The organism is Cupriavidus sp. FW305-26 (assembly GCF_058787975.1).
Map to the genome: position 1 here is coordinate 114,928 of NZ_JBYTAH010000011.1, position 18,340 is coordinate 133,267.

The window sequence follows — 18,340 nt, forward strand, 5'->3', positions numbered from 1 at the left end:
CCGGCTGCAAGGAGGAGACTTCCATGCTGCGCAAATGCTTTGATTCAAGACGGGCCCTGCAAGGCGCCCTGCCCCTGCTGCTGTGCCAGGCGCTGAGCGCGCAGGCGCAGACCAGTGCCGAGGCCGAAACCAGGCTGGCCGTGGCGCCGGTGCCGCAGGTCACGGCGACCGTGCCGCCGGCCGAGGCCGCATCGCCAGCGCCGCTGAGCGCCAACCTGACCCTGACATCGCAATACGTATCGCGCGGCTTCCGCCAGACCTGGGGCAGGCCTGCGGTGCAGGGCGGCATCGACTACGCCCACCCGAGCGGCTTTTCCGCGGGCACGTGGATGTCGAGCATCAGCGACAAGTTCATCGAGGGCGGCACCGTCGAATGGGATCTGTATGCCGGCTACACCGGCACCATTGGCGACTTCACCTATGCCGGGCAGGTCTACTACTACCTGTACCCGGGCGCGAAACTGCAGTACGCGCAGACCAAGTACAACTACGGCGAAGCCGTCGCGTCGCTGACGTACAAGTGGTTCAACGTCAAGTACTGGCTGACCTATACGCCCGACTACTTCGGCTACAACAGCGCCTCGCTGCTCGCCGGCAATGACCTGCACAGCCGCGGCTCCGGCTACCTGGATATCAACGGCACCTTCGACCTGGGCCACGGCGTCACGCTGCTGCTGCACTACGGCCAGGAGCGCGTGCGCAACTTTGCCGCCTACAACTTCCGCGACGTGCGCGTGGCGCTGTCCAAGGCCTTCGAGGGCAGCTGGACCGTGACCGGCGCCTATACCCGCGGCTGGGGGCGTACCGACGTCTACGACAAGTACACCACCGGGGCGCTGGATTCGTCCGGCAACCCGTCCGTTTCCAACCCGCTGAAAAGCACGTTCCTGGTCTCGGTGACCAAGACGTTCTGACGGCAATCTTCAACCGCTGTTTTACCGCTTCCTACCACCATGGCCTCCCTGGGTCTTACCGACGCGACCGGACTTGTCGGCGTTGCCGCCTACGTTGCCGCGCATTTTGCCGTGCAGGTCCTGCACAAATCCCCGACCGGCAGGCTGGCCGTCGTCCTCAACGTGATCGGGCCGAGCTGCATCCTGATCTCGCTGACCGGCGCCTTCAACCTGGCGTCGTTCCTGACCCAGTGCTTCTGGCTGGGGCTGACGCTGCTGGGCTGGTGGCGCAACCGGCGGGCGGGGCATGCGGTGGTGGAAACGCTGGGCGGACCGCGCCCGGGACAGCCCGTGCAGCAGTAACGAAGAGGCGGCCAGGACGCTTGGCAACGGCGATACAAATCTTCCGTTGCCTTGGCTCCCAGCCGTTTCTATACTCACCCCGAAACACTATTGGTAATCTAATTAACCTGCAGTGAATCGACAAGAAACCCGAAAGCCTGAGACCCGTAACGGGCCGCATGGCAACCCCGGGATGACAACAGGAGACAAGGATGAGAAACGCCCCCAGAATCCCCGCCAGACATTCCCGACCGTCGTAACCCCGGCAGGCAGTACCGCAACGTACCCACCCAGACCGCAGACGGCAGACCGTGACGGAGCGCAGCTCCAGATAAACGGCAACCCGGGAAGCAAGGAGACATCGTGTATTCACAGAAAGACGTGCTGTCGATCGGCGCGCAGGCGCCGATCGCCCCCGCCCAACCGCAGCAGCAAACCCAATCGCATGAACTGCAGCGCACCCTGACCTGGAAGGATGCCTTCTGGGTCACCAGCGGCGTGCCCGCGGGCGTGCTCTTCACCATCGGCGGCGTGTCCGCCACCATCGGCAACCCGGCCTGGGTGATCTGGATCCTCGCCATCCTGGTCGGCTTTGCGCAGTGCTTCGTCTATGCCGAGATCTCGGGCCTGTATCCGCACAAATCCGGCGGCGCCTCGGTGTATGGCGCGCTCGGCTGGGTGCGCTACAGCAAGTTTGTCGCACCGGTCTCGGTGTGGTGCAACTGGGTGGCCTGGTCGCCGATGCTGGCGCTGGGCACCAGCCTCGCCGCCGGCTACATGCTGAGCGCGCTGTTCCCGCCCGATTCGGTCATCAACACCTGGCAACTGACACTGGTGGACCTGGGCTTTGTCAGCAAAGGCCTGACGCTGCGGGTGAACTCCACCTTCATCCTGGCCACCGCCTTCCTGCTGGTCACCTTCAAGCTGCAGCACAGCGGCGCCTCGGCCGCGGCCACCACGCAGCGCATCCTGGGCATTGCCTCGCTGACGCCGCTGGTGCTGATCGCGCTGGTGCCGATGTTCACCGGCGACATGCCGTCCACCAACTTCCTGCCGCTGCTGCCGCTGACCCATGACGGCGCCGGCGCCCCGGTGCTGGGCGGCTGGAACGCCGCCGGCATCAGCACCGCCATGGGCGCGATGTTCCTGGCGTGCTGGTCGACCTTCGGCTTCGAGACCGCGGTCTGCTACACCCGCGAGTTCAAGGATCCGCAGAAGGACACCTTCAAGGCGATCTTCTGGTCCGGCGTGCTGTGCCTGTTCATGTTCATCGCGGTGCCGATCGCCTTCCAGGGCTCGCTGGGCCTGTCGGGCATGCTGGAACCGGCCATCGTCGACGGCTCCGGCGTGGGCGCGGCCATGGCCAAGTTCGTCGGCGGCGGCGCGGTGGTGTTCAACGTGATCGTGGTGATGCTGGTGCTGGCGATCCTGCTGATCGTGATGACCTCGATGATGGGTTCGTCGCGCACGCTGTACCAGGCCTCGGTCGACGGCTGGCTGCCGCGCTACCTCTCGCACGTGAACGAGCACGGCTCGCCCACGCGCGCGATGTGGACGGACCTGGTGTTCAACCTGTTCCTGCTGCTGATGTCGAACTACATGGCAGTGCTGTCGATCAGCAACGTCTGCTACATGATCTTCGTGTTCCTGAACCTGCAGTCGGGCTGGATCCACCGCATGGACCGCCCGGACTGGGCCCGCCCGTACAAGTGCAAGAACTGGCTGCTGGCACTGGGCGCGTTCTTCGGCTTCTTCGACCTGGCCTTCGTCGGCGCCGGCGCCAACTTCCAGGGCGAGCACACGCTGCGCAACGGCCTGATCGCCGCGCTGCTGATCGTGCCGGTGTTCGTGTACCGCCACTACATCCAGGACAAGGGCCGCTTCCCCGAGTCGATGCGCCGCGACATGGAGCTGCCCAATGCGCGCGCCGGCGTGCTGCCCTACGTGGCGCTGGTCGTCGGCGGGCTGGTGGTGTGGATCGCTGCCAGGCTGACGGTGATCACCTGACGGCTCCGGCAGGCCGGCCCGGTGCCGGCCTGCCCCCCTTCCCGATTTCCCTGCTTTCCCTGAATTCCGAGGTACCGCCATGACTGACACGCTCCGCGTGCGCGTCGGCCGCGTCGAGCCGCTGGCCGCCGGCATCAAGCGCTTCACCCTGCAACCCTGCGACGGCGGCGCGCTGCCCGCCTTCGACAGCGGCAGCCACGTGGTCGTCCATATGGACGGCGGCCGGCTGCGCAACGCCTATTCGCTGACCAGCACGCTGGGCGAGCCCGGCCACTACCAGATCGCAGTGCGGCTGGAAGAGGCTTCGCGCGGCGGCTCGCGCTATATGCACGAGCAGGTCGGCGAAGGCGACGAACTGCATATCGGCGCGCCCGGCAACCTGTTCAGCCTGGACCACGGCGCCGGCCGCCACCTGCTGATCGCCGGCGGCATCGGCATCACGCCGTTCATGACGCATATCCAGGCGCTGGCCGCGCGCGGCGCGGCGTTCGAACTGCACTACTGCTTCCGCAACGCCCGTTCCACCGCCTTCCTGGACGTGCTGCCCGCCACGCTGCAGCCCGGCCAGCTTCACCTGTACGAGAGCGACAGCGGCACCATGCTCGACCTCGCCGCGCTGATCGCCGCGCAGCCTGCCGACACGCACGTCTATGTCTGCGGCCCGGCGCCGCTGAACGACGCCGTGGTCAACGCCGCGCGCGCCGCGGGCTGGGACGCGGGCCGCATCCACTTCGAGCAGTTCCGCAACGAGGTCGACGCCACCGGCGGCGGCTTCGAGGCCGTGCTGCAGAAAAGCGGGCTGACGCTGCAGGTCGGCGCCGACGAGCCGCTGCTGCGCGCCATCGAGAAGGCGGGCATCAAGGTGGACTGCATGTGCCGCGAAGGCATCTGCGGCTCCTGCGAGACCACCATCCTGGAAGGGCAGGCCGATCACCGCGACCAGTACCTGTCGGATGCCGAAAAGGCTGCGCAGAAGACGATGATGCTGTGCGTGTCGCGCTGCAAGGGCCAGCGGCTGGTGCTGGATCTCTGACCATACTGAGGCCATTCGCAACCTTTCGGTTGCGCTTCCCCGTCCGGTCTCCTAACATGCAACCACAACGTTGCCCATTCATGCCTGAACAAGGAGACCGGACATGGCTTCATCCACCGACCGCATCGAGCGCAGCATCCTGCTGGCCGCCCCCATCGAACGCGTCTGGCATGCACTGGCCGACGCCGACACCTTCGGCAGCTGGTTTGGCGTGAAATTCGACGGCGTGACCTTCGCCCCAGGCCAGCGTGCCGTGGGCAGCATCACCTATCCCGGTTATGAATACCTGAAGTTCGACGTAGAGGTCGAGCGCATGGAACCACCGAGGCTGCTGTCCTGGCGCTGGCATCCGGCGCCAATGGAGCGCGGCCGCGACTATTCGGCCGAACCGCCCACGCTGGTGGTGTTCGAGTTGAAGGAAGCCGAAGGCGGCACGCTGCTGACCGTGGTCGAATCCGGCTTCGACCAGATCCCGCCCGAACGCCGCATGGAAGCCTTCCGCATGAACAGCGGCGGCTGGGACGGGCAGATGGAAAACATCCGCAAGCATGTCAGCAGCGCAGCCTGAAACCCCGCCCGCGCTCGAACTGCGCGATGCGGCGACCGTCTTCGCCGCGCTTGGCGACGAAACCCGGCTGCGGCTGGTGGCAGCGCTGTGCGCGGGCGGCGCGCTGTCGATCGCGCAGCTGACCGCGGGCAGCGCCATGACGCGCCAGGCGGTCACCAAGCACCTGCAGGTGCTGGCGCAGGCCGGGCTGGTGCGCGACAGCCGCGCCGGCCGCGAGCGCCTGTGGCAGTTCGAGCCCGGCCAGGTCGACGCCGCGCGCCGGTCGCTGGAAGCGATCGGGCGGCAATGGGATTTTGCGCTGGCAAAGCTGAAGCTGGCGGTGGAAGCCGAGCATTGACCTCCCCCCGCACGCCAGCGGTTTGCTCCCCTCTCGCAAGCAATGGACACCCATTCACTCGCCGCTATACTGGGAGCCCCGCCCATCACAGCGAGAGGAAGCGCGCAGTGGCTGACCACGACCTGTCCAGGCTGAAAATCGACCGGAGCGCCGCCGCGGCCGGCGCCGGCATCCGCCCCCGGCGCAGGTGGCTGCGCTATGCAGTGATCGCGCTGGCCGCGCTGGCCCTGGCCGGCATCGCCATGAAGCTGGCCGGGCCGCAGGCGGTGCAGACCGCCACCGTCACCTCCGCCTATCCCACGCAGAATTTCACCGTGCTCAATGCCACCGGCTATGTCGTGCCGCAGCGCAAGGCGGCGGTCGCGTCCAAGGCGCAGGGCCGGCTGGAATGGCTGGGCGTGCTGGAAGGCTCGCGCGTGAAGAAGGACGAGATCATCGCGCGGCTGGAGAGCAAGGACGTCGCCGCCTCGTTCGCCCAGGCCCAGGCACAGGTCCAGGTGGCGCAGGCCAACCTGGCGCTGCAGCAGGCCGAGCTGAAGGACGCCGAGGTGAACCTGCGCCGCTCGAAGATCCTGATCGTGCCGAACGCCATCTCGCGCACCCAGTACGACGCCGACGTGGCGCGCTTTGACAAGGCGCGGGCCTCGGTCAACAGTTCGCGCGCGGCGATCACCTCGGCCCAGGCCAATGCCCGCGCGGCCGAGGTCGCGGTGGAGCAGACCGTGGTGCGCGCGCCCTTCGATGGCGTGGTGCTGGTCAAGCATGCCAACGTGGGCGACAACATCACGCCCTTCTCTGCCGCCGCCGACACCAAGGGCGCGATCGTGACCATCGCCGACATGGAGACGCTGGAGGTGGAAGCCGATGTCGCCGAATCCAATATCGGCAAGATCCGCGCCAACCAGCCGTGCGAGCTGCTGCTGGATGCGCTGCCGGGATTGCGGCTGGCGGGGCAAGTGTCGCGCATCGTGCCGACGGTGGACCGCTCCAAGGCCACCGTGCTGGTCAAGGTGCGCTTTGTCGACCGCGATGCGCGCGTGCTGCCGGACATGAGCGCCAAGATCGCCTTCCTGTCGCGCACCGCCTCGGCGCAGGACCGCCAGCCGGTGGTGGCGGTGCAGCCCGCCGCCGTGGTCACGCGCCAGGGCCGGGAGCTGGCCTATGTGGTGAAGGACGGCCGTGCGCATGAGGTGCAGGTCAAGACCGGCGACAAGCTGGGCGAACTGGTGGCCGTGCAGGGCGTCAAGCCCGGCGACGTGCTGGTGCTGTCGCCGGCCGACAATCTCGGCGACGGCGACCGCATCACCGTGGCCAAGCCGTAGAGAGGACCACATGAGCGCAGCACCGCTGGTGCAGATCAGCCACCTCGCCAAATCCTACCGGCGCGGCGTGCAGACCGTGCCGGTGCTGACCGATATTTCGCTCGATATCGGCGAAGGCGAATTTGTTGCGCTGATGGGACCGTCGGGCTCGGGCAAGAGCACGCTGCTGAACCTGATCGCCGGCATCGACCGGCCCGACAGCGGCACGCTGCACGTGGCGGGGCTGGACATCACGCGGCTGCCGGAGGCCGAGCTGGCCGACTGGCGCGCCGCCAATGTCGGCTTTATCTTCCAGTTCTATAACCTGATGCCGGTGCTGACCGCGTTCGAGAACGTGGAGCTGCCGCTGATGCTGACCAGCCTGCCACGTGCGGAGCGTCGTGCGCGCGTGGAACTGGTGCTGGACATGGTCAACCTGGCCGACCGCATGAGCCACTACCCGTCGGAGCTGTCGGGCGGCCAGCAGCAGCGCGTGGCGATTGCGCGCGCGCTGATCACCGACCCCGCGCTGATCGTCGCCGACGAGCCCACCGGCGACCTCGACCGCACCTCCGCCGCCGAGATCCTGGCGATGATGCAGCGGCTCAATGCCGATGCCGGCAAGACCATCATCATGGTCACGCACGATGCCCACGCCGCGGCCGCGGCCGGGTCGCTGGTGCACCTGGAGAAGGGAGAGTTGATCCGTGGCGAGATTGCCTAAGTCGTCATGTACGCACTCAAGCTGATCACCCGCAACGCGCTGCGGCACAAGCTGCGCACCACGCTGACGGTGTTCGGGCTGGTGATCGCGGTACTGGCGTTCGGGCTGCTGCAGACGGTGATCGATGCCTGGTATGCGGGCGCGTCTGCAGCATCCAGCGCGCGGCTGGTCACGCGCAATGCGATCTCGCTGGTGTTTCCGCTGCCGCTGAGCTACGAAAGCCGCATCAGGGGCGTCGACGGCGTGACCTCGGTGGCGCGCTCCAACTGGTTCGGCGGCGTCTACCGCGATCCCAAGAACTTCTTCGCGCAGTTCGCGGTATCCGATAACTACCTCGACCTCTATCCGGAATTCATCGTGCCCGACCAGCAGCGCGCCGACTACCAGCGCGACCGCAAGGGCGCGCTGGTCGGGCGCCAGCTGGCCGACCAGTTCGGCTTCAAGCTTGGCGACGTGGTCCCGATCAAGGGCACCATCTACCCCGGCACCTGGGAGTTCGTGGTGCGCGGCATCATGGAGGGGCGCGACGAGAGCACCATCACGCGCCAGATGGTGTTCCACTGGGAATACCTGAACGAGACCGTGCGCAAGCGCACCCCGCGCCAGGCCGACCAGGTCGGCGTCTTTGTGCTGGGCGTGGACAACCCCGACAACACCGCCGCGATCTCGCGCAATGTCGATGCGGTGTTCCGCAATTCACTGGCGGAGACGCTGACCGAGACCGAGCAGGCCTTCCAGCTGGGCTTTGTCGCCATGTCCAACCAGATCATCGCGGCGATCCGCGTGGTGTCCTACGTGGTGATCGTGATCATCATGGCGGTGATGGCCAATGCCATGGCGATGAGCGCACGCGAGCGCACCGTGGAATACGCCACGCTCAAGGCGCTGGGCTTCGGCCCCGGCTTCCTGGCGCTGCTGGTGTTCGGCGAGTCGCTGGCGATCTGCGTGGCCGGCGGCGCGCTCGGCATGCTGGCGACGCCGCCGGTGGCAGGCGTCTTCAAGCAGGCCGTTGGCGGCGTGTTCCCGGTCTTCACCGTGTCGCCCCAGACCATGCAGCTGCAGGCGGCCTGCGCGCTGGCGGTGGGCGTCTTTGCCGGCATCGTGCCGGCGGTGCAGGCTGCGCGCGTGCGCATCGTCGAGGGCCTGCGGGCCATCGGCTAGCGCGCGGAGGCTGATGTGGCGATCCCGCTGACCTATATCGCGCGCAACCTGTGGGCCAGGCGCCTGACCACCGCGCTGACCGCGGGCGGGCTGGCGCTGGTGGTGTTCGTCTTTGCCACCATGCTGATGCTGGACGCCGGCCTGAAGAAGACCCTGGTCACCACCGGCGAGCAGAACAACGTGGTGCTGATCCGCAAGGGCGCCGAGACCGAGATCCAGAGCTCGGTCAACCGCGACCAAGCCAGCATCATGGAGATGCACCCGGCCGTGGCCATGAGCGGCGCTGGCCGGCCGCTGGCCTCGCGCGAGGCGGTGGTGCTGATCTCGCTTACCAAGACCAGCACCGGGCAGCCGTCCAACGTGGTGATCCGCGGCATCTCGCCGCCGGGCATGGACCTGCGCCCGCAGGTGCGGCTGGTGACCGGACGCATGTTCCGGCCGGGCTCGTCCGAGATCATCGTCGGCAGCAGCATCGCCGGCGGCTTTGCCGGGGTGCAGATCGGCGAGCACCTGCGCTTTGCCCAGCGCGACTGGACCGTGGTCGGCCACTTCGACGCCGGCGGCAGCGGCTTCGACTCCGAGATCTGGGGCGACGTGGACCAGCTGATGCAGTCGTTCCGGCGCAATGCGTATTCGTCGATGGTGGTGCGGCTGGCGGATTCGGCGCTGTTCGACCGCTTTCGCGCCGATATCGACGTCGACCCGCGGCTGGCCGACGAGGCCAAGCGCGAGCAGGCCTTCTACAGCGACCAGTCCAAGGCGCTGTCCAGCTTTATCAAGATCCTCGGCTTCACGCTGTCCACCATCTTTTCGGTCGCGGCGATGATCGGCGCCATGATCACCATGTACGCCTCGGTGGCCAACCGCGTGGCGGAGATCGGCACGCTGCGCGCGCTGGGTTTCAAGCGCGTCAATGTGCTGACCGCCTTCCTGATCGAAGCCGCGCTGCTGGGGCTGGTGGGCGGCATCGCGGGCCTTGCGTGCGCCACGCTGATGCAGTTCGCGTCGTTCTCGACCACCAACTTCCAGACCTTCGCGGACCTCTCGTTCCGCTTCATCCTGACCCCGGCTATCGCGCTGCAGACGCTGGCGTTCTCGATGGTGATGGGGCTGGCGGGCGGATTCCTGCCGGCGGTGCGGGCGGCGCGAATGAATATCGTGGACGCGTTGCGGGCGCGCTGAGCGAGGGTTCGCTCCCCTCTCCCGCAAGCGGGAGAGGGAGCACGGCATCGGCATTCACGGCCCGGTAGTCGCTGCGCCCCACCCCCAACCTTTCCTTGCCTTATTCCACCCGCGCGTCTACAACCCGTAGTGATGCATGCTCCCCGTCAGGCATTGCCGGCGGCCAGTGCACCCCCGGCACGGCCAGCGGCGCCCGATGGCAAGGTACCCCCGCAACCCTCTCCGCCAGGACGCCCCCGATGAACCTCGACCTGCTGGGCTCGCTGCTGACTGCCGTCGTGGTGCTGCTGATCGGCACGCTGGTCAACCGCAGCGTCGGCGTGCTGTCGCGCTACAACATTCCCGACCCTGTCACCGGCGGCCTGCTGTTCGCGATCATCGCCTCGGTGGCGCTGGCGGCAGCGAACTTCCGCGTGGTGATCGATCCCGGCATGAAGCCGGTGCTGCTGCTGATGTTCTTCGGCGGCGTCGGGCTCTGCGCCGACCTGCGCATGCTCAGGCGCGGCGGCAAGGCGCTGGTGATCTTCCTCATCATCCTGCTGCCCTACATCCTGGTGCAGAACGTGGTGGGCGTGGCCATGGCCAGGACGCTGGACCTGCATCCCATCTTCGGGCTGGTGAGCGGCTCGATCACGCTGGTGGGCGGCCACGGCACCGGCGCCGCCTATGCCGAGCGCTTTGCCGAGGTCAACAACCTGCAGGCGGTGATGGACCTGTCGATGACAGTGGCCACCATCGGCCTGATTGTGGGCGGCATCATCGGCGGCCCGGTGGCGCAGTACCTGATCTCGCGCTACAAGCTGCGCTCGACCGCGCGCGAGGCCGGCGACACCGAGGAAGAAGCCGCCGCGGTTTCCCCCATCACCACCGTGGGCGCGCTGGCCTCGCTGGCCGGCATCCTGGCCGCGGTGATCGGCGGGCGCTGGATCGCCGCGCAGATGCCCACCGGCGCCATCACCATCCCCGGCTTCCTGTGGTGCATGATGCTCGGCATCGCCATCCGCAACCTGCTGCCCTTTGCCGGCGTGCGCTTTGACGACCGCGCCACCGACCTGATCACCAATATCTGCCTGTCGCTGTTCCTTGTGATGACCATGATGGCGCTGGACCTGGCCGAGGTGGCGCTGTCCGCCGGCCCCTTCCTGCTGATCATCGCCATGCAGGTGGTCTTCATCATCCTGTATGTGGTGCTGGTGTGCTTCCGCTTCATGGGGGGCGACTACGAGGCTGCGGTCACCTCGGCCGCCTTTATCGGCTTCAACATGGGGTCGACCGCCACCGCCATGGCCAATATGCGCGCCATCACGTCCCGCTACGGGCCGGCACCCACCAGCTATTTGATCACGCCGCTGGCCGGCGCGTTCTTCGTCGACCTGATGAACGCCTTCGTGCTGACCATGCTGCTGGCGTTGCCGCTGATCGGAGGCTGACATGCGCCGCGCCCTCTTCACCCTCCTCATTGCCTTGGTGGCCAGCGCCTGGCTGGCAGGCTGCGGCGGCGGCCCGCCCGCCGACGGCATCCGCGCCGGCATCAACGAGCGGCTGGCGCAGGCGCTGCCGCCGGGCACGGTGGAACTGGCCGGCCTGGACCGGCGCGGCTCGCAGGCAGACACCAAGGCCCCGGCCGGTGAAACCCGCCGCGTGGTGTACTTCGATGCGGAACTGAAACTGCTGCGCGACTACGACTTCGGCGCCTGGGACTCGCCCGGCGTGGCCGGGCTGGTGTCGGCGCTGGGCGCGGGCCCGCGCGGCATCACCGGCATCACCAGCGGCGGCAACAAGGCCGGCGACATCATCCGCGCGCATGGCACGGCGCTGTACCGGCGCGACGGCGAGCGCTGGGTCGGCGTGCTGCCGGCCGGCTACCGCCCCGCTGAAGCCCCGACCGTCGCCACCGATGCGCAAAGGGGCCCGGCGGCGATCCTGGACGCGATGCGCAAGGTGATCGAGTCCGTGCAGAAGGATGCCTCGCCGGCGCAGCGCGCCGTGATCGAGCAGGAGCTGACCACCGCGCACGCCAACATCCGCGCGCGGCTGGCACGGGTCAACGAGGGCTATGCCATTGCCGCCGGCGCCGAACACGGCCAGTACCTGCGCTTCGCGAAGGCGCTGGTGGACGGGGCACGCGTGCGCGCGATGCCGCTGGTCACGCACGGCGGAGAAGAGAACCTGCGGCTGCTGCGCGCCGGCAAGGTCTCGGTGGCGCTGGCGCAGGGCGATGCGGCGCTGGAAGCCTACGAGGGCAAGGGCGTGTTTGCCGCCGACGGCCCGCAAGCCTCGCTGCGCGCCATCGGCAGCCTCTACCCCGAGCCCGTGCACGTGCTGGTGCGCGACGCCGATCCCGCCCGCTCGGTGTCAGAGCTGCGCGGCAAGCGCATCGCCGTGGGCGAGCGCGGCTCAGCCTCGCGCGTGACCGCGCTGCGCGTGCTGGCTGCGCATGGCCTGACCGACAAGGACTTCAAGGCCGAGGAAGTTGGGCTGGGCACCGGGCTGGTGGCGCTGCGCCAGAAGCAGGTCGACGCGGTGATCCAGGTGATCGGCGTGCCGGCCGACAGCATCCGCGACGCGCTCGGCGAAATGCCGCTGCGGCTGCTGCCGCTGGACGAACGGGTCATCACCGCGATGGTCGGGCAGAAGGCGGGCTATTTCCGCGCCACCATCGCGCCGGGCACCTATCCCGGCCTGCACACGCCGGTGCGCACCATCGCCACGGCGGCGATCCTGGTGACCGGGCCGGACCTGTCCGATACCGAAGTGGCCGAGCTGACGCGGCTGGTCTACCGCCACGGGCGCGACTTTGTCGCCCGCGGCAGCGCCCAGGGCGCGCAGATTGCCGTGGCAACGGCGCGTGAAGGGCTGATGATCCCGCAGCATCTGGCGGCGGCCAAGGCGCTGGACGCGCTGGCGACACCCGGCATTCCGCCCGCCAAGCCCGGCGGAACGCCCGCGAAGCCCGTTGCAACGCCTGCGGCTTCGGGCGCCCGTGCGCAGTAAGGCCCGGCGGGCGGGCCGCCGATCAGCCCGCCGCGCTCGCCAGGCCTTCAGCCAGCCGGCAGCGCCGGTCCAGGAAATCGCTGGCGTGGCCGTTGCTGCCGGCCGCGCTGTCGACGGGCTGGTCGATCACGACAAAGCCTGCCCCGCCCTGCCGCTCCCGCACATAGGTGACAAAGATGCCGCGGTCCGGCGGCGCTGCGGCGGCGCCCCCCTTGGTGCCGTCACGCACGAGCTGGAAAGGGTCGACCGCCAGCACCGGCGCGCTGGCTGGCACAAAGATCGCGCGCACCGGCTTGTCCTCGAGCCGCAGCGTGGTCCAGCCGGTGCCGATCGGCCCGGCCGCGCCATTGACCACGGCGCGCGCGGCCGAGCTGATGCAATCGAGATGGATATGCAGCTGGTCCTGGCTGCGCGAGGCGCGGGAATTGATCGCGAGGCCCAGCATGTCGTCGGGCACGGCCTTGCCAAGCGAGCGGCCAACGATGCCGCGCGCGGCCCAGCCGAAGGCCCAGGGGTTGGCGCCTGCGCCGTCCCAGGCTCTGGCGTCGTCGATGCCGGTCATCGTCCGTGCCGGGATCACCAGGTAATGCGACTTGCCGATCGCGTCCTTGTAGAGCACCAGTCCCTGGGACCGATCCACTTGCGCGCAATCGGGATGAGCCGCCACGGTACTGCCAAGGCAGCGCTGCTGCACGTTGCGCCACAAGCCATCGCGGCCGCCCGACAGGACGCCGACGACGCTTTCGGCGGTGCAGCCGGCCAGGGCCAGGATGGCCGCCAGCCACAACGCGGGGGCACCGCGCCAACCGCGGGCCGGCTTCAGCGCCGGCACGAAACTCCGTAGAAAGTCCCGGCGCGTGGATTAGACACCACATAGGCGTGGCGCTGCGCCCAGAACTGCGCGGTACGGAAGGCTTCGGCCTCGCGCTCGCTCCAGTCCGTTGCAAGCAACGGCAGGGCTTCGGCATCGGTGGTGAGGTAAACCCGCGCCTGATAGCGGGCGGATTGCAGCGTGCCGGTACGGATGGTGCGGATCGTGACGTGGAGGGTCATAGGCAGCTTCTCGACTAGGCGACTACCAAATCATAACCACTTCCGTGTGTTGGATTGGTGAAACCGTTGCGAATGTGCTAAGGCACCACAGATCTGTCAGGATCCGGCCCCGGCACCGACATACCCGCATCCTCATGCCTTCGGGAGAAAAACATGCCGCCCAACCCGCTCCGCAAGTCCGCCATCCTTGTGCTGACCCACCTTGCCGCGCTGGCCGTGGGCTTTGCCGCGGGCATCTATGTCCTGCCGATCCTGACGGAGCAGGCCGGTGCCAGTGCCGAGCAAGTGCAGGCTGTGTCACAACAGGCGCGCTATACCGGCACCTTTCGCAAGGACCTGGCGGGTAGCGACGCACTGCACTGGGCCAGCGGCCGGCTCCATGTTTCGCCGCAGGCGCTTGCCTTTGAAGGCAGCGTTGCGCCGGGGCCGGACTATCGGATCTACCTGGCGCCGGAGTTTGTCGACAACAAGGAGGCCTTCCTTCGGATCAAGGACCGGTCGCTGCAGGTTGGTGAGCTGAAGACCTTTGGCAACTTCACCGTGGCGTTGCCGGCTGGCGTGGATCCGGCACGGTATGGGGCGGTGGTGATTTGGTGTGAGAGGTTTGGGCAGTTTATCGGGGCGGCGGGGTATCGGTAGTCATCGCCATGCCGCCGGATGTCGCGATGTCGCGCTTGGCAACAACAAGAACACCCCGCAACCAAAGGGCGAAGACCAGAGAAAAAGAGGCCGATCAAATCAACCGGCCCAACGACCCCCCGCAATACCAGCCGCAGGTGTCGATATGACAGTCAAGCGCCCGCCCATGCAGGCATCACAACCTGCCAGGCGGGCATCAGGCAGTTACGCTCAGAAGCGATGACGCAGGCCAACGGTAGCACCGGTCTGGTTCTCACCAGCCACCACCGTGCCAACACCATTCAGGCCCAGCGCCGAACCCGACTTGTTCTTCGAGTACCCAACATTCAGGTACACATCCGTACGCTTGGACAGCGAGTAGTCCGCCGACAGCACGAACATCCACGGATCCGCATCGCTATTGCGGGTGTCGTTGTAGTAGGCCGCGCCGGTCAGCTGGAAGGCAGGCGTGAAGCGGTACTGCGCGCCAGCCCAGTACACGTTGCTGCGGGTCGAAATGGCGCTGGCGCTCGACACGCCGTCGTCCTTCAGCCAGCGGTAGCCGGCAAACACCTTGGCGCCGCCAAAGGCATAGGCCGTACCCACCGCGGCGCGCTTGGCGGCACGGTCCTGCAACGCCACGGTGGCGCCCTGGTACTGGTCGTAGGCAGCGCCGACCGAGAAGCCGCCCGCGGCGTACGACAGGCCGCCGCCGAAGTTGCGCGCGACCTTGGGCTCGCCCGGGACTTCGCCGTTGTTGTCGCGACCGAAGCTGTAGAAGCCGGTGGCGGTCAGGCCGCCGAACTTGCCGGTGTACTTGATAGCGTTGTCGGCGCGGCCATTGAAGGCCGAGTCAACGCTGTTCAGCGAGTAGCGCGGGCCCACGCCCATCGGGTCGAAGGCGCCGAACAGGTCGTACAGCGCGTTCTGCTGGCGGCCCAGCGTGACCGCGCCCCAGCCGCCCTGCAGGCCGACGTAGGCCTGGCGGCCGAACAGGCGGTTGCCCTGGCCCGAGGTGCCGGTATCGATGTCGAACCCGCTCTCCAGCACGAAGATACCCTTCAGGCCGCCGCCCAGGTCTTCGGTGCCGCGCAGGCCCCAGCGCGAGCCGGACAGGTTGCTAGAGTTCAGGCGCGTTGCCGTACCCTGGGCGCCGTTGCTGCCCGGCACGTGGCTGATCACTTCGACGCCGGCATCGACGATGCCGTAGAGCGTCACGTTCGACGCGGACTGGGCCGACGCCACCCCGGATACGGCCGACGCGGCCGCTGCTGCCGTCATTGCAAGGAGAGCTTTCTTCACTGTAATTTCTCTGTGTTCTGTTTGAGGCACGACACCGCGCCGGACCCAGGCCGGGTCGGCAAGGCCAACCAGGTCCAGCCGGGCAACCCGGCAACGGCGCATCGTCCGCACAAGTTGCGGCCTCGGCATTGTCGCGGCGCAATATGTAACCTTTGTGACCCATGCTTCGTAGCAGGAAGTGACGGATAGCCCCAAATGGGGGTTTTCCCTGTAACCAAGGGGAACGTTTTGGTACGATGCATGCTTTTCCGACGACGGTAATGCCAGTGCCCCGTGCCGCCATGTGCCTGTGCCTCGACCGCTTCGCCTCATGAGGCTGGCTGAGATCAAGACCCGGCTTGCCCCGCTGCTCGCCTCGCTGCAGGCTTCATTGCCTGCCCCCCTCCAGCAACGCCTGTCAGGCATGGCCGCGCGCCTTGCACGCGCCGGCCTGACCCGGCCCGGGTCGCTGCGCCCCACGCGGCGCGGCGTGCTGGTGGGCCTGGCCGCCATCCCGGCGGCCCTCCTGCTCTATGTGCTGGTCCTGATCCCGTTCACGCCGGGCATCAGCGATATCCGCAAGGCCAAGTCCGAGCAGCCGGCCCAGGTGCTGTCCGCCGACGGCAAGGAGCTGGCGGTGTTCAAGTGGGCCAACCGCGACTGGGTGCCGCTGTCGCAGATTTCACCCAATGTGGTGGCTGCGCTGATCTCCACCGAAGACCACCGCTTCTACCAGCACCACGGGCTGGATTGGCGCAGGCTGGCCTCGGCCGCGGTGCATACCTTCTCCGGCGACCGCCAGGGCGGGTCCACCATCACCCAGCAGCTGGCCCGCAACCTCTATCCCGATGAAATCGGCCGCGCGCCCACGCTGACGCGCAAGCTCAAGGAAGCCATCACCGCGCTGAAGATCGAGGCGCTCTATACCAAGGACGAGATCCTCGAGACCTATCTCAACACCGTGCCGTTCCTGTACAACGCGTTCGGCATCGAGATGGCGGCGCGCACCTACTTCGACCGCCCGGCGCGCTCGCTCGACGTGCTGCAGAGCGCCACGCTGATCGGCATGCTCAAGGGCAACAGCTACTACAACCCGGTGCTCAACCCCGAGCGCGCGCTCGACCGGCGCAATATCGTGCTGGGCCAGATGGTCAAGCGCGGCAAGCTGGATGCGGCGCGCTACGAGCAGCTGAAGAAGCGCCCGCTGCGCATCGACTTCGAGCGCCAGACCGAGCCGCCAGGCCCCGCGCCACATTTCGCGCAGCAGCTGCGCAAGTGGCTGATCGGCTGGGCCGACCGCAATGGCTACGACATCTACGCCGACGGCCTGGTGGTGCATACCACCATCGACGCCCGCCTGCAGGCCATGGCCACGCAGGGCGTGGTGCAGCAGGGCAACCGGCTGCAGGCCATCGCCAACGCGGCCTGGGCGCCGCGCGCGGGCTGGGCCGCCAACCTGCCGCTGGTGCAGGCCTTCGTGCGCGAAACCCCGGAGTACCGTGCCGCCATCGCCGCCGGCACCGCGCCGGAAGAGGCGCTGCGCCATCTGATGTCCGACCATGCCTTCATGCGCGCGCTGCACCAGCAGAAGACGCGCATCCAGGCGGGCTTCATGGCCATCGATCCGCGCAACGGCGAGATCCGCGCCTGGGTCGGCAGCCGCGACTACACCCAGGACGCGTTCGACCACGTGCAGCAGGCGCGCCGCCAGCCGGGCTCGACCTTCAAGCCCTTTGTCTACGGCGCGGCCTTTGAAGAAGGCAAGACCCCCGACGACACGCTGGTGGACCAGCCGGTGGAAATCGACCTGGCCGGCGGCGAGGTCTGGCGCCCCACCGATGAAGGCCGCCCCACCGGCCGCGCCATGACGCTGCGCGACGGCCTGGTCTATTCGCGCAACACCATCACCGCGCAGCTGATGCACGAAGTGGGGCCGACGCGCGTGGCGCGGCTGGCGCGCGACATGGGCGTGCGCGACAGCCAGCTCGACGTGGTGCCGTCGCTGGCGCTGGGCACCAGCCCGGTCACGCTCAAGGAGATGGTGGCCGCCTACGGCACCATCGCCAACGCCGGCGACTACATCGCGCCCACCATGGTGACGCGCATTGAAGACCGCCAGGGCAATGTGCTGCAGGTGTTCCGGCCGGCGCGCGCCGAGCACGCGCTGCCCGCCGCCACCACGCAAACCCTGCTCGACGTGATGCGCGACGTGATCGACCGCGGCACCGGCGCCAGCATCCGCTCGCGCTTCGGCATCCGCGCCGACGTGGCCGGCAAGACCGGCACCACCCAGGACAATGCCGACGGCTGGTTCATCCTGATGCATCCGGAACTGGTGGCGGGCGCCTGGGTCGGCTTCAACGACAGCCGCGTCACGCTGCGCAGCGACTACTGGGGCCAGGGCGCGCACAGCGCGCTGCCGATGGTGGGCGACTTCTACCAGCGCGCGCTGCGCTCGCGCATCGTCGACGGCCGCGCGCGCTTTGCCGAGCACGAAGAGACCAGCCTGTTCGCATCGCTGGGAACGCAGCTGCGCGGCTGGTTCAGCCAGCTGTTCACGCGCGACAAGGCCAGCGAGACCCCGGCGCCGCGCCCGGCACCGCGTCGGCCGGCGCTGCCCACGCCGGAGGCCGAGGTCGCGCCGCCGGCCGGCGCGGCATCGTCTGCCGCGGTGGATGTCGGCCCGGATGAGTCCAGCCTGGCGCTGGATCGGGGGGAGACGGTGATTGCGGTGCCGCAGGACATGAGCGCGGGCAGCGCTCCGGTTGCGCCACCCCCTCAGGCCGAACCAGCGCCTAACGCCGCCCCTGCCTCCCCGGCTTCCGCAAATCCGCCCGCACCACCTG

At 68.0% G+C, this 18,340-nt stretch carries 17 protein-coding genes; 14 read left to right on the plus strand and 3 right to left on the minus strand.

Going from position 1 to position 18,340, the window contains the following annotated elements; translation table 11 throughout:
* Window positions 1–23: 23 nt before the first annotated feature.
* The 12 genes from AC3WQZ_RS09485 (at window position 24) to AC3WQZ_RS09540 (ending at window position 12,542) form a co-directional block, all read left to right on the plus strand.
* Window positions 24–914: a TorF family putative porin gene (locus AC3WQZ_RS09485; protein WP_058696601.1), complete on the plus strand. Its 891-nt coding sequence runs from the start codon at window positions 24–26 to the stop codon at window positions 912–914.
* Window positions 915–953: 39 nt separating this feature from the next.
* Window positions 954–1,256 carry a CBU_0592 family membrane protein gene (locus AC3WQZ_RS09490; RefSeq protein ID WP_010811003.1) on the plus strand — a complete coding sequence of 101 codons (303 nt, stop codon included), beginning with the start codon at window positions 954–956 and terminating at the stop codon, window positions 1,254–1,256.
* 363 nt (window positions 1,257–1,619) lie between these two features.
* The gene (locus tag AC3WQZ_RS09495) at window positions 1,620–3,242 is read left to right on the plus strand and encodes a trimethylamine N-oxide permease (RefSeq protein ID WP_062804628.1); all 1,623 of its coding nucleotides are present in this window, start codon (window positions 1,620–1,622) and stop codon (window positions 3,240–3,242) included.
* A gap of 79 nt (window positions 3,243–3,321) precedes the next feature.
* Entirely contained in the window at window positions 3,322–4,275 is a 954-nt protein-coding gene (locus tag AC3WQZ_RS09500) for a PDR/VanB family oxidoreductase (RefSeq protein WP_492300403.1), read from the plus strand.
* Window positions 4,276–4,378: 103 nt separating this feature from the next.
* Window positions 4,379–4,843 (plus strand): SRPBCC family protein, encoded by a 465-nt coding sequence (locus AC3WQZ_RS09505; protein WP_010811000.1) that lies wholly within the window; start codon window positions 4,379–4,381, stop codon window positions 4,841–4,843.
* On the plus strand, window positions 4,824–5,180 hold the full coding sequence (locus tag AC3WQZ_RS09510) for an ArsR/SmtB family transcription factor (RefSeq protein ID WP_492296396.1): 357 nt from the start codon (window positions 4,824–4,826) through the stop codon (window positions 5,178–5,180). Before AC3WQZ_RS09505 ends, AC3WQZ_RS09510 begins: the two co-directional genes overlap by 20 nt.
* A 107-nt stretch (window positions 5,181–5,287) precedes the next feature.
* Window positions 5,288–6,502 (plus strand): efflux RND transporter periplasmic adaptor subunit, encoded by a 1,215-nt coding sequence (locus tag AC3WQZ_RS09515; protein WP_492296398.1) that lies wholly within the window; start codon window positions 5,288–5,290, stop codon window positions 6,500–6,502.
* Window positions 6,503–6,512: 10 nt separating this feature from the next.
* Window positions 6,513–7,205, plus strand: coding sequence for an ABC transporter ATP-binding protein (locus AC3WQZ_RS09520; protein WP_011617668.1), 693 nt, complete (start codon window positions 6,513–6,515; stop codon window positions 7,203–7,205).
* A 6-nt stretch (window positions 7,206–7,211) separates the two neighbouring features.
* Window positions 7,212–8,366 carry an ABC transporter permease gene (locus tag AC3WQZ_RS09525; RefSeq protein ID WP_492300405.1) on the plus strand — a complete coding sequence of 385 codons (1,155 nt, stop codon included), beginning with the start codon at window positions 7,212–7,214 and terminating at the stop codon, window positions 8,364–8,366.
* Between the two features lie 15 nt (window positions 8,367–8,381).
* Window positions 8,382–9,548: an ABC transporter permease gene (locus tag AC3WQZ_RS09530; protein ID WP_010810995.1), complete on the plus strand. Its 1,167-nt coding sequence runs from the start codon at window positions 8,382–8,384 to the stop codon at window positions 9,546–9,548.
* Between the two features lie 239 nt (window positions 9,549–9,787).
* Window positions 9,788–10,978, plus strand: a complete 1,191-nt coding sequence (gene gltS, locus AC3WQZ_RS09535) for a sodium/glutamate symporter (RefSeq protein WP_010810994.1) — start codon at window positions 9,788–9,790, stop codon at window positions 10,976–10,978.
* A gap of 1 nt (window position 10,979) precedes the next feature.
* Window positions 10,980–12,542, plus strand: coding sequence for a TAXI family TRAP transporter solute-binding subunit (locus tag AC3WQZ_RS09540; RefSeq protein ID WP_011617670.1), 1,563 nt, complete (start codon window positions 10,980–10,982; stop codon window positions 12,540–12,542).
* Window positions 12,543–12,564: 22 nt separating this feature from the next.
* On the opposite strand, the gene AC3WQZ_RS09545 is transcribed toward AC3WQZ_RS09540, so the two are convergent.
* Both AC3WQZ_RS09545 and AC3WQZ_RS09550 read right to left on the minus strand, forming a co-directional pair.
* Window positions 12,565–13,374 carry a CDP-diacylglycerol diphosphatase gene (locus AC3WQZ_RS09545; protein ID WP_439669332.1) on the minus strand — a complete coding sequence of 270 codons (810 nt, stop codon included), beginning with the start codon at window positions 13,372–13,374 and terminating at the stop codon, window positions 12,565–12,567.
* Window positions 13,362–13,595 carry a hypothetical protein gene (locus AC3WQZ_RS09550; RefSeq protein WP_010810991.1) on the minus strand — a complete coding sequence of 78 codons (234 nt, stop codon included), beginning with the start codon at window positions 13,593–13,595 and terminating at the stop codon, window positions 13,362–13,364. Before AC3WQZ_RS09550 ends, AC3WQZ_RS09545 begins: the two co-directional genes overlap by 13 nt.
* A 153-nt stretch (window positions 13,596–13,748) precedes the next feature.
* Between AC3WQZ_RS09550 and AC3WQZ_RS09555 the strand changes: the two genes are divergently transcribed.
* On the plus strand, window positions 13,749–14,234 hold the full coding sequence (locus AC3WQZ_RS09555; RefSeq protein ID WP_010810990.1) for a DM13 domain-containing protein: 486 nt from the start codon (window positions 13,749–13,751) through the stop codon (window positions 14,232–14,234).
* A 210-nt stretch (window positions 14,235–14,444) separates the two neighbouring features.
* Here AC3WQZ_RS09555 and AC3WQZ_RS09560 read toward each other — a convergent pair whose 3' ends face one another.
* A complete protein-coding gene (locus AC3WQZ_RS09560; protein WP_492300406.1) occupies window positions 14,445–15,515 on the minus strand; it encodes a porin in 1,071 nt (356 codons plus the stop codon).
* A 310-nt stretch (window positions 15,516–15,825) separates the two neighbouring features.
* Here AC3WQZ_RS09560 and AC3WQZ_RS09565 point away from each other — a divergent pair.
* The coding region (locus tag AC3WQZ_RS09565) for a penicillin-binding protein 1A (protein ID WP_492300408.1) at window positions 15,826–18,340 on the plus strand (2,515 nt) is incomplete at its 3' end.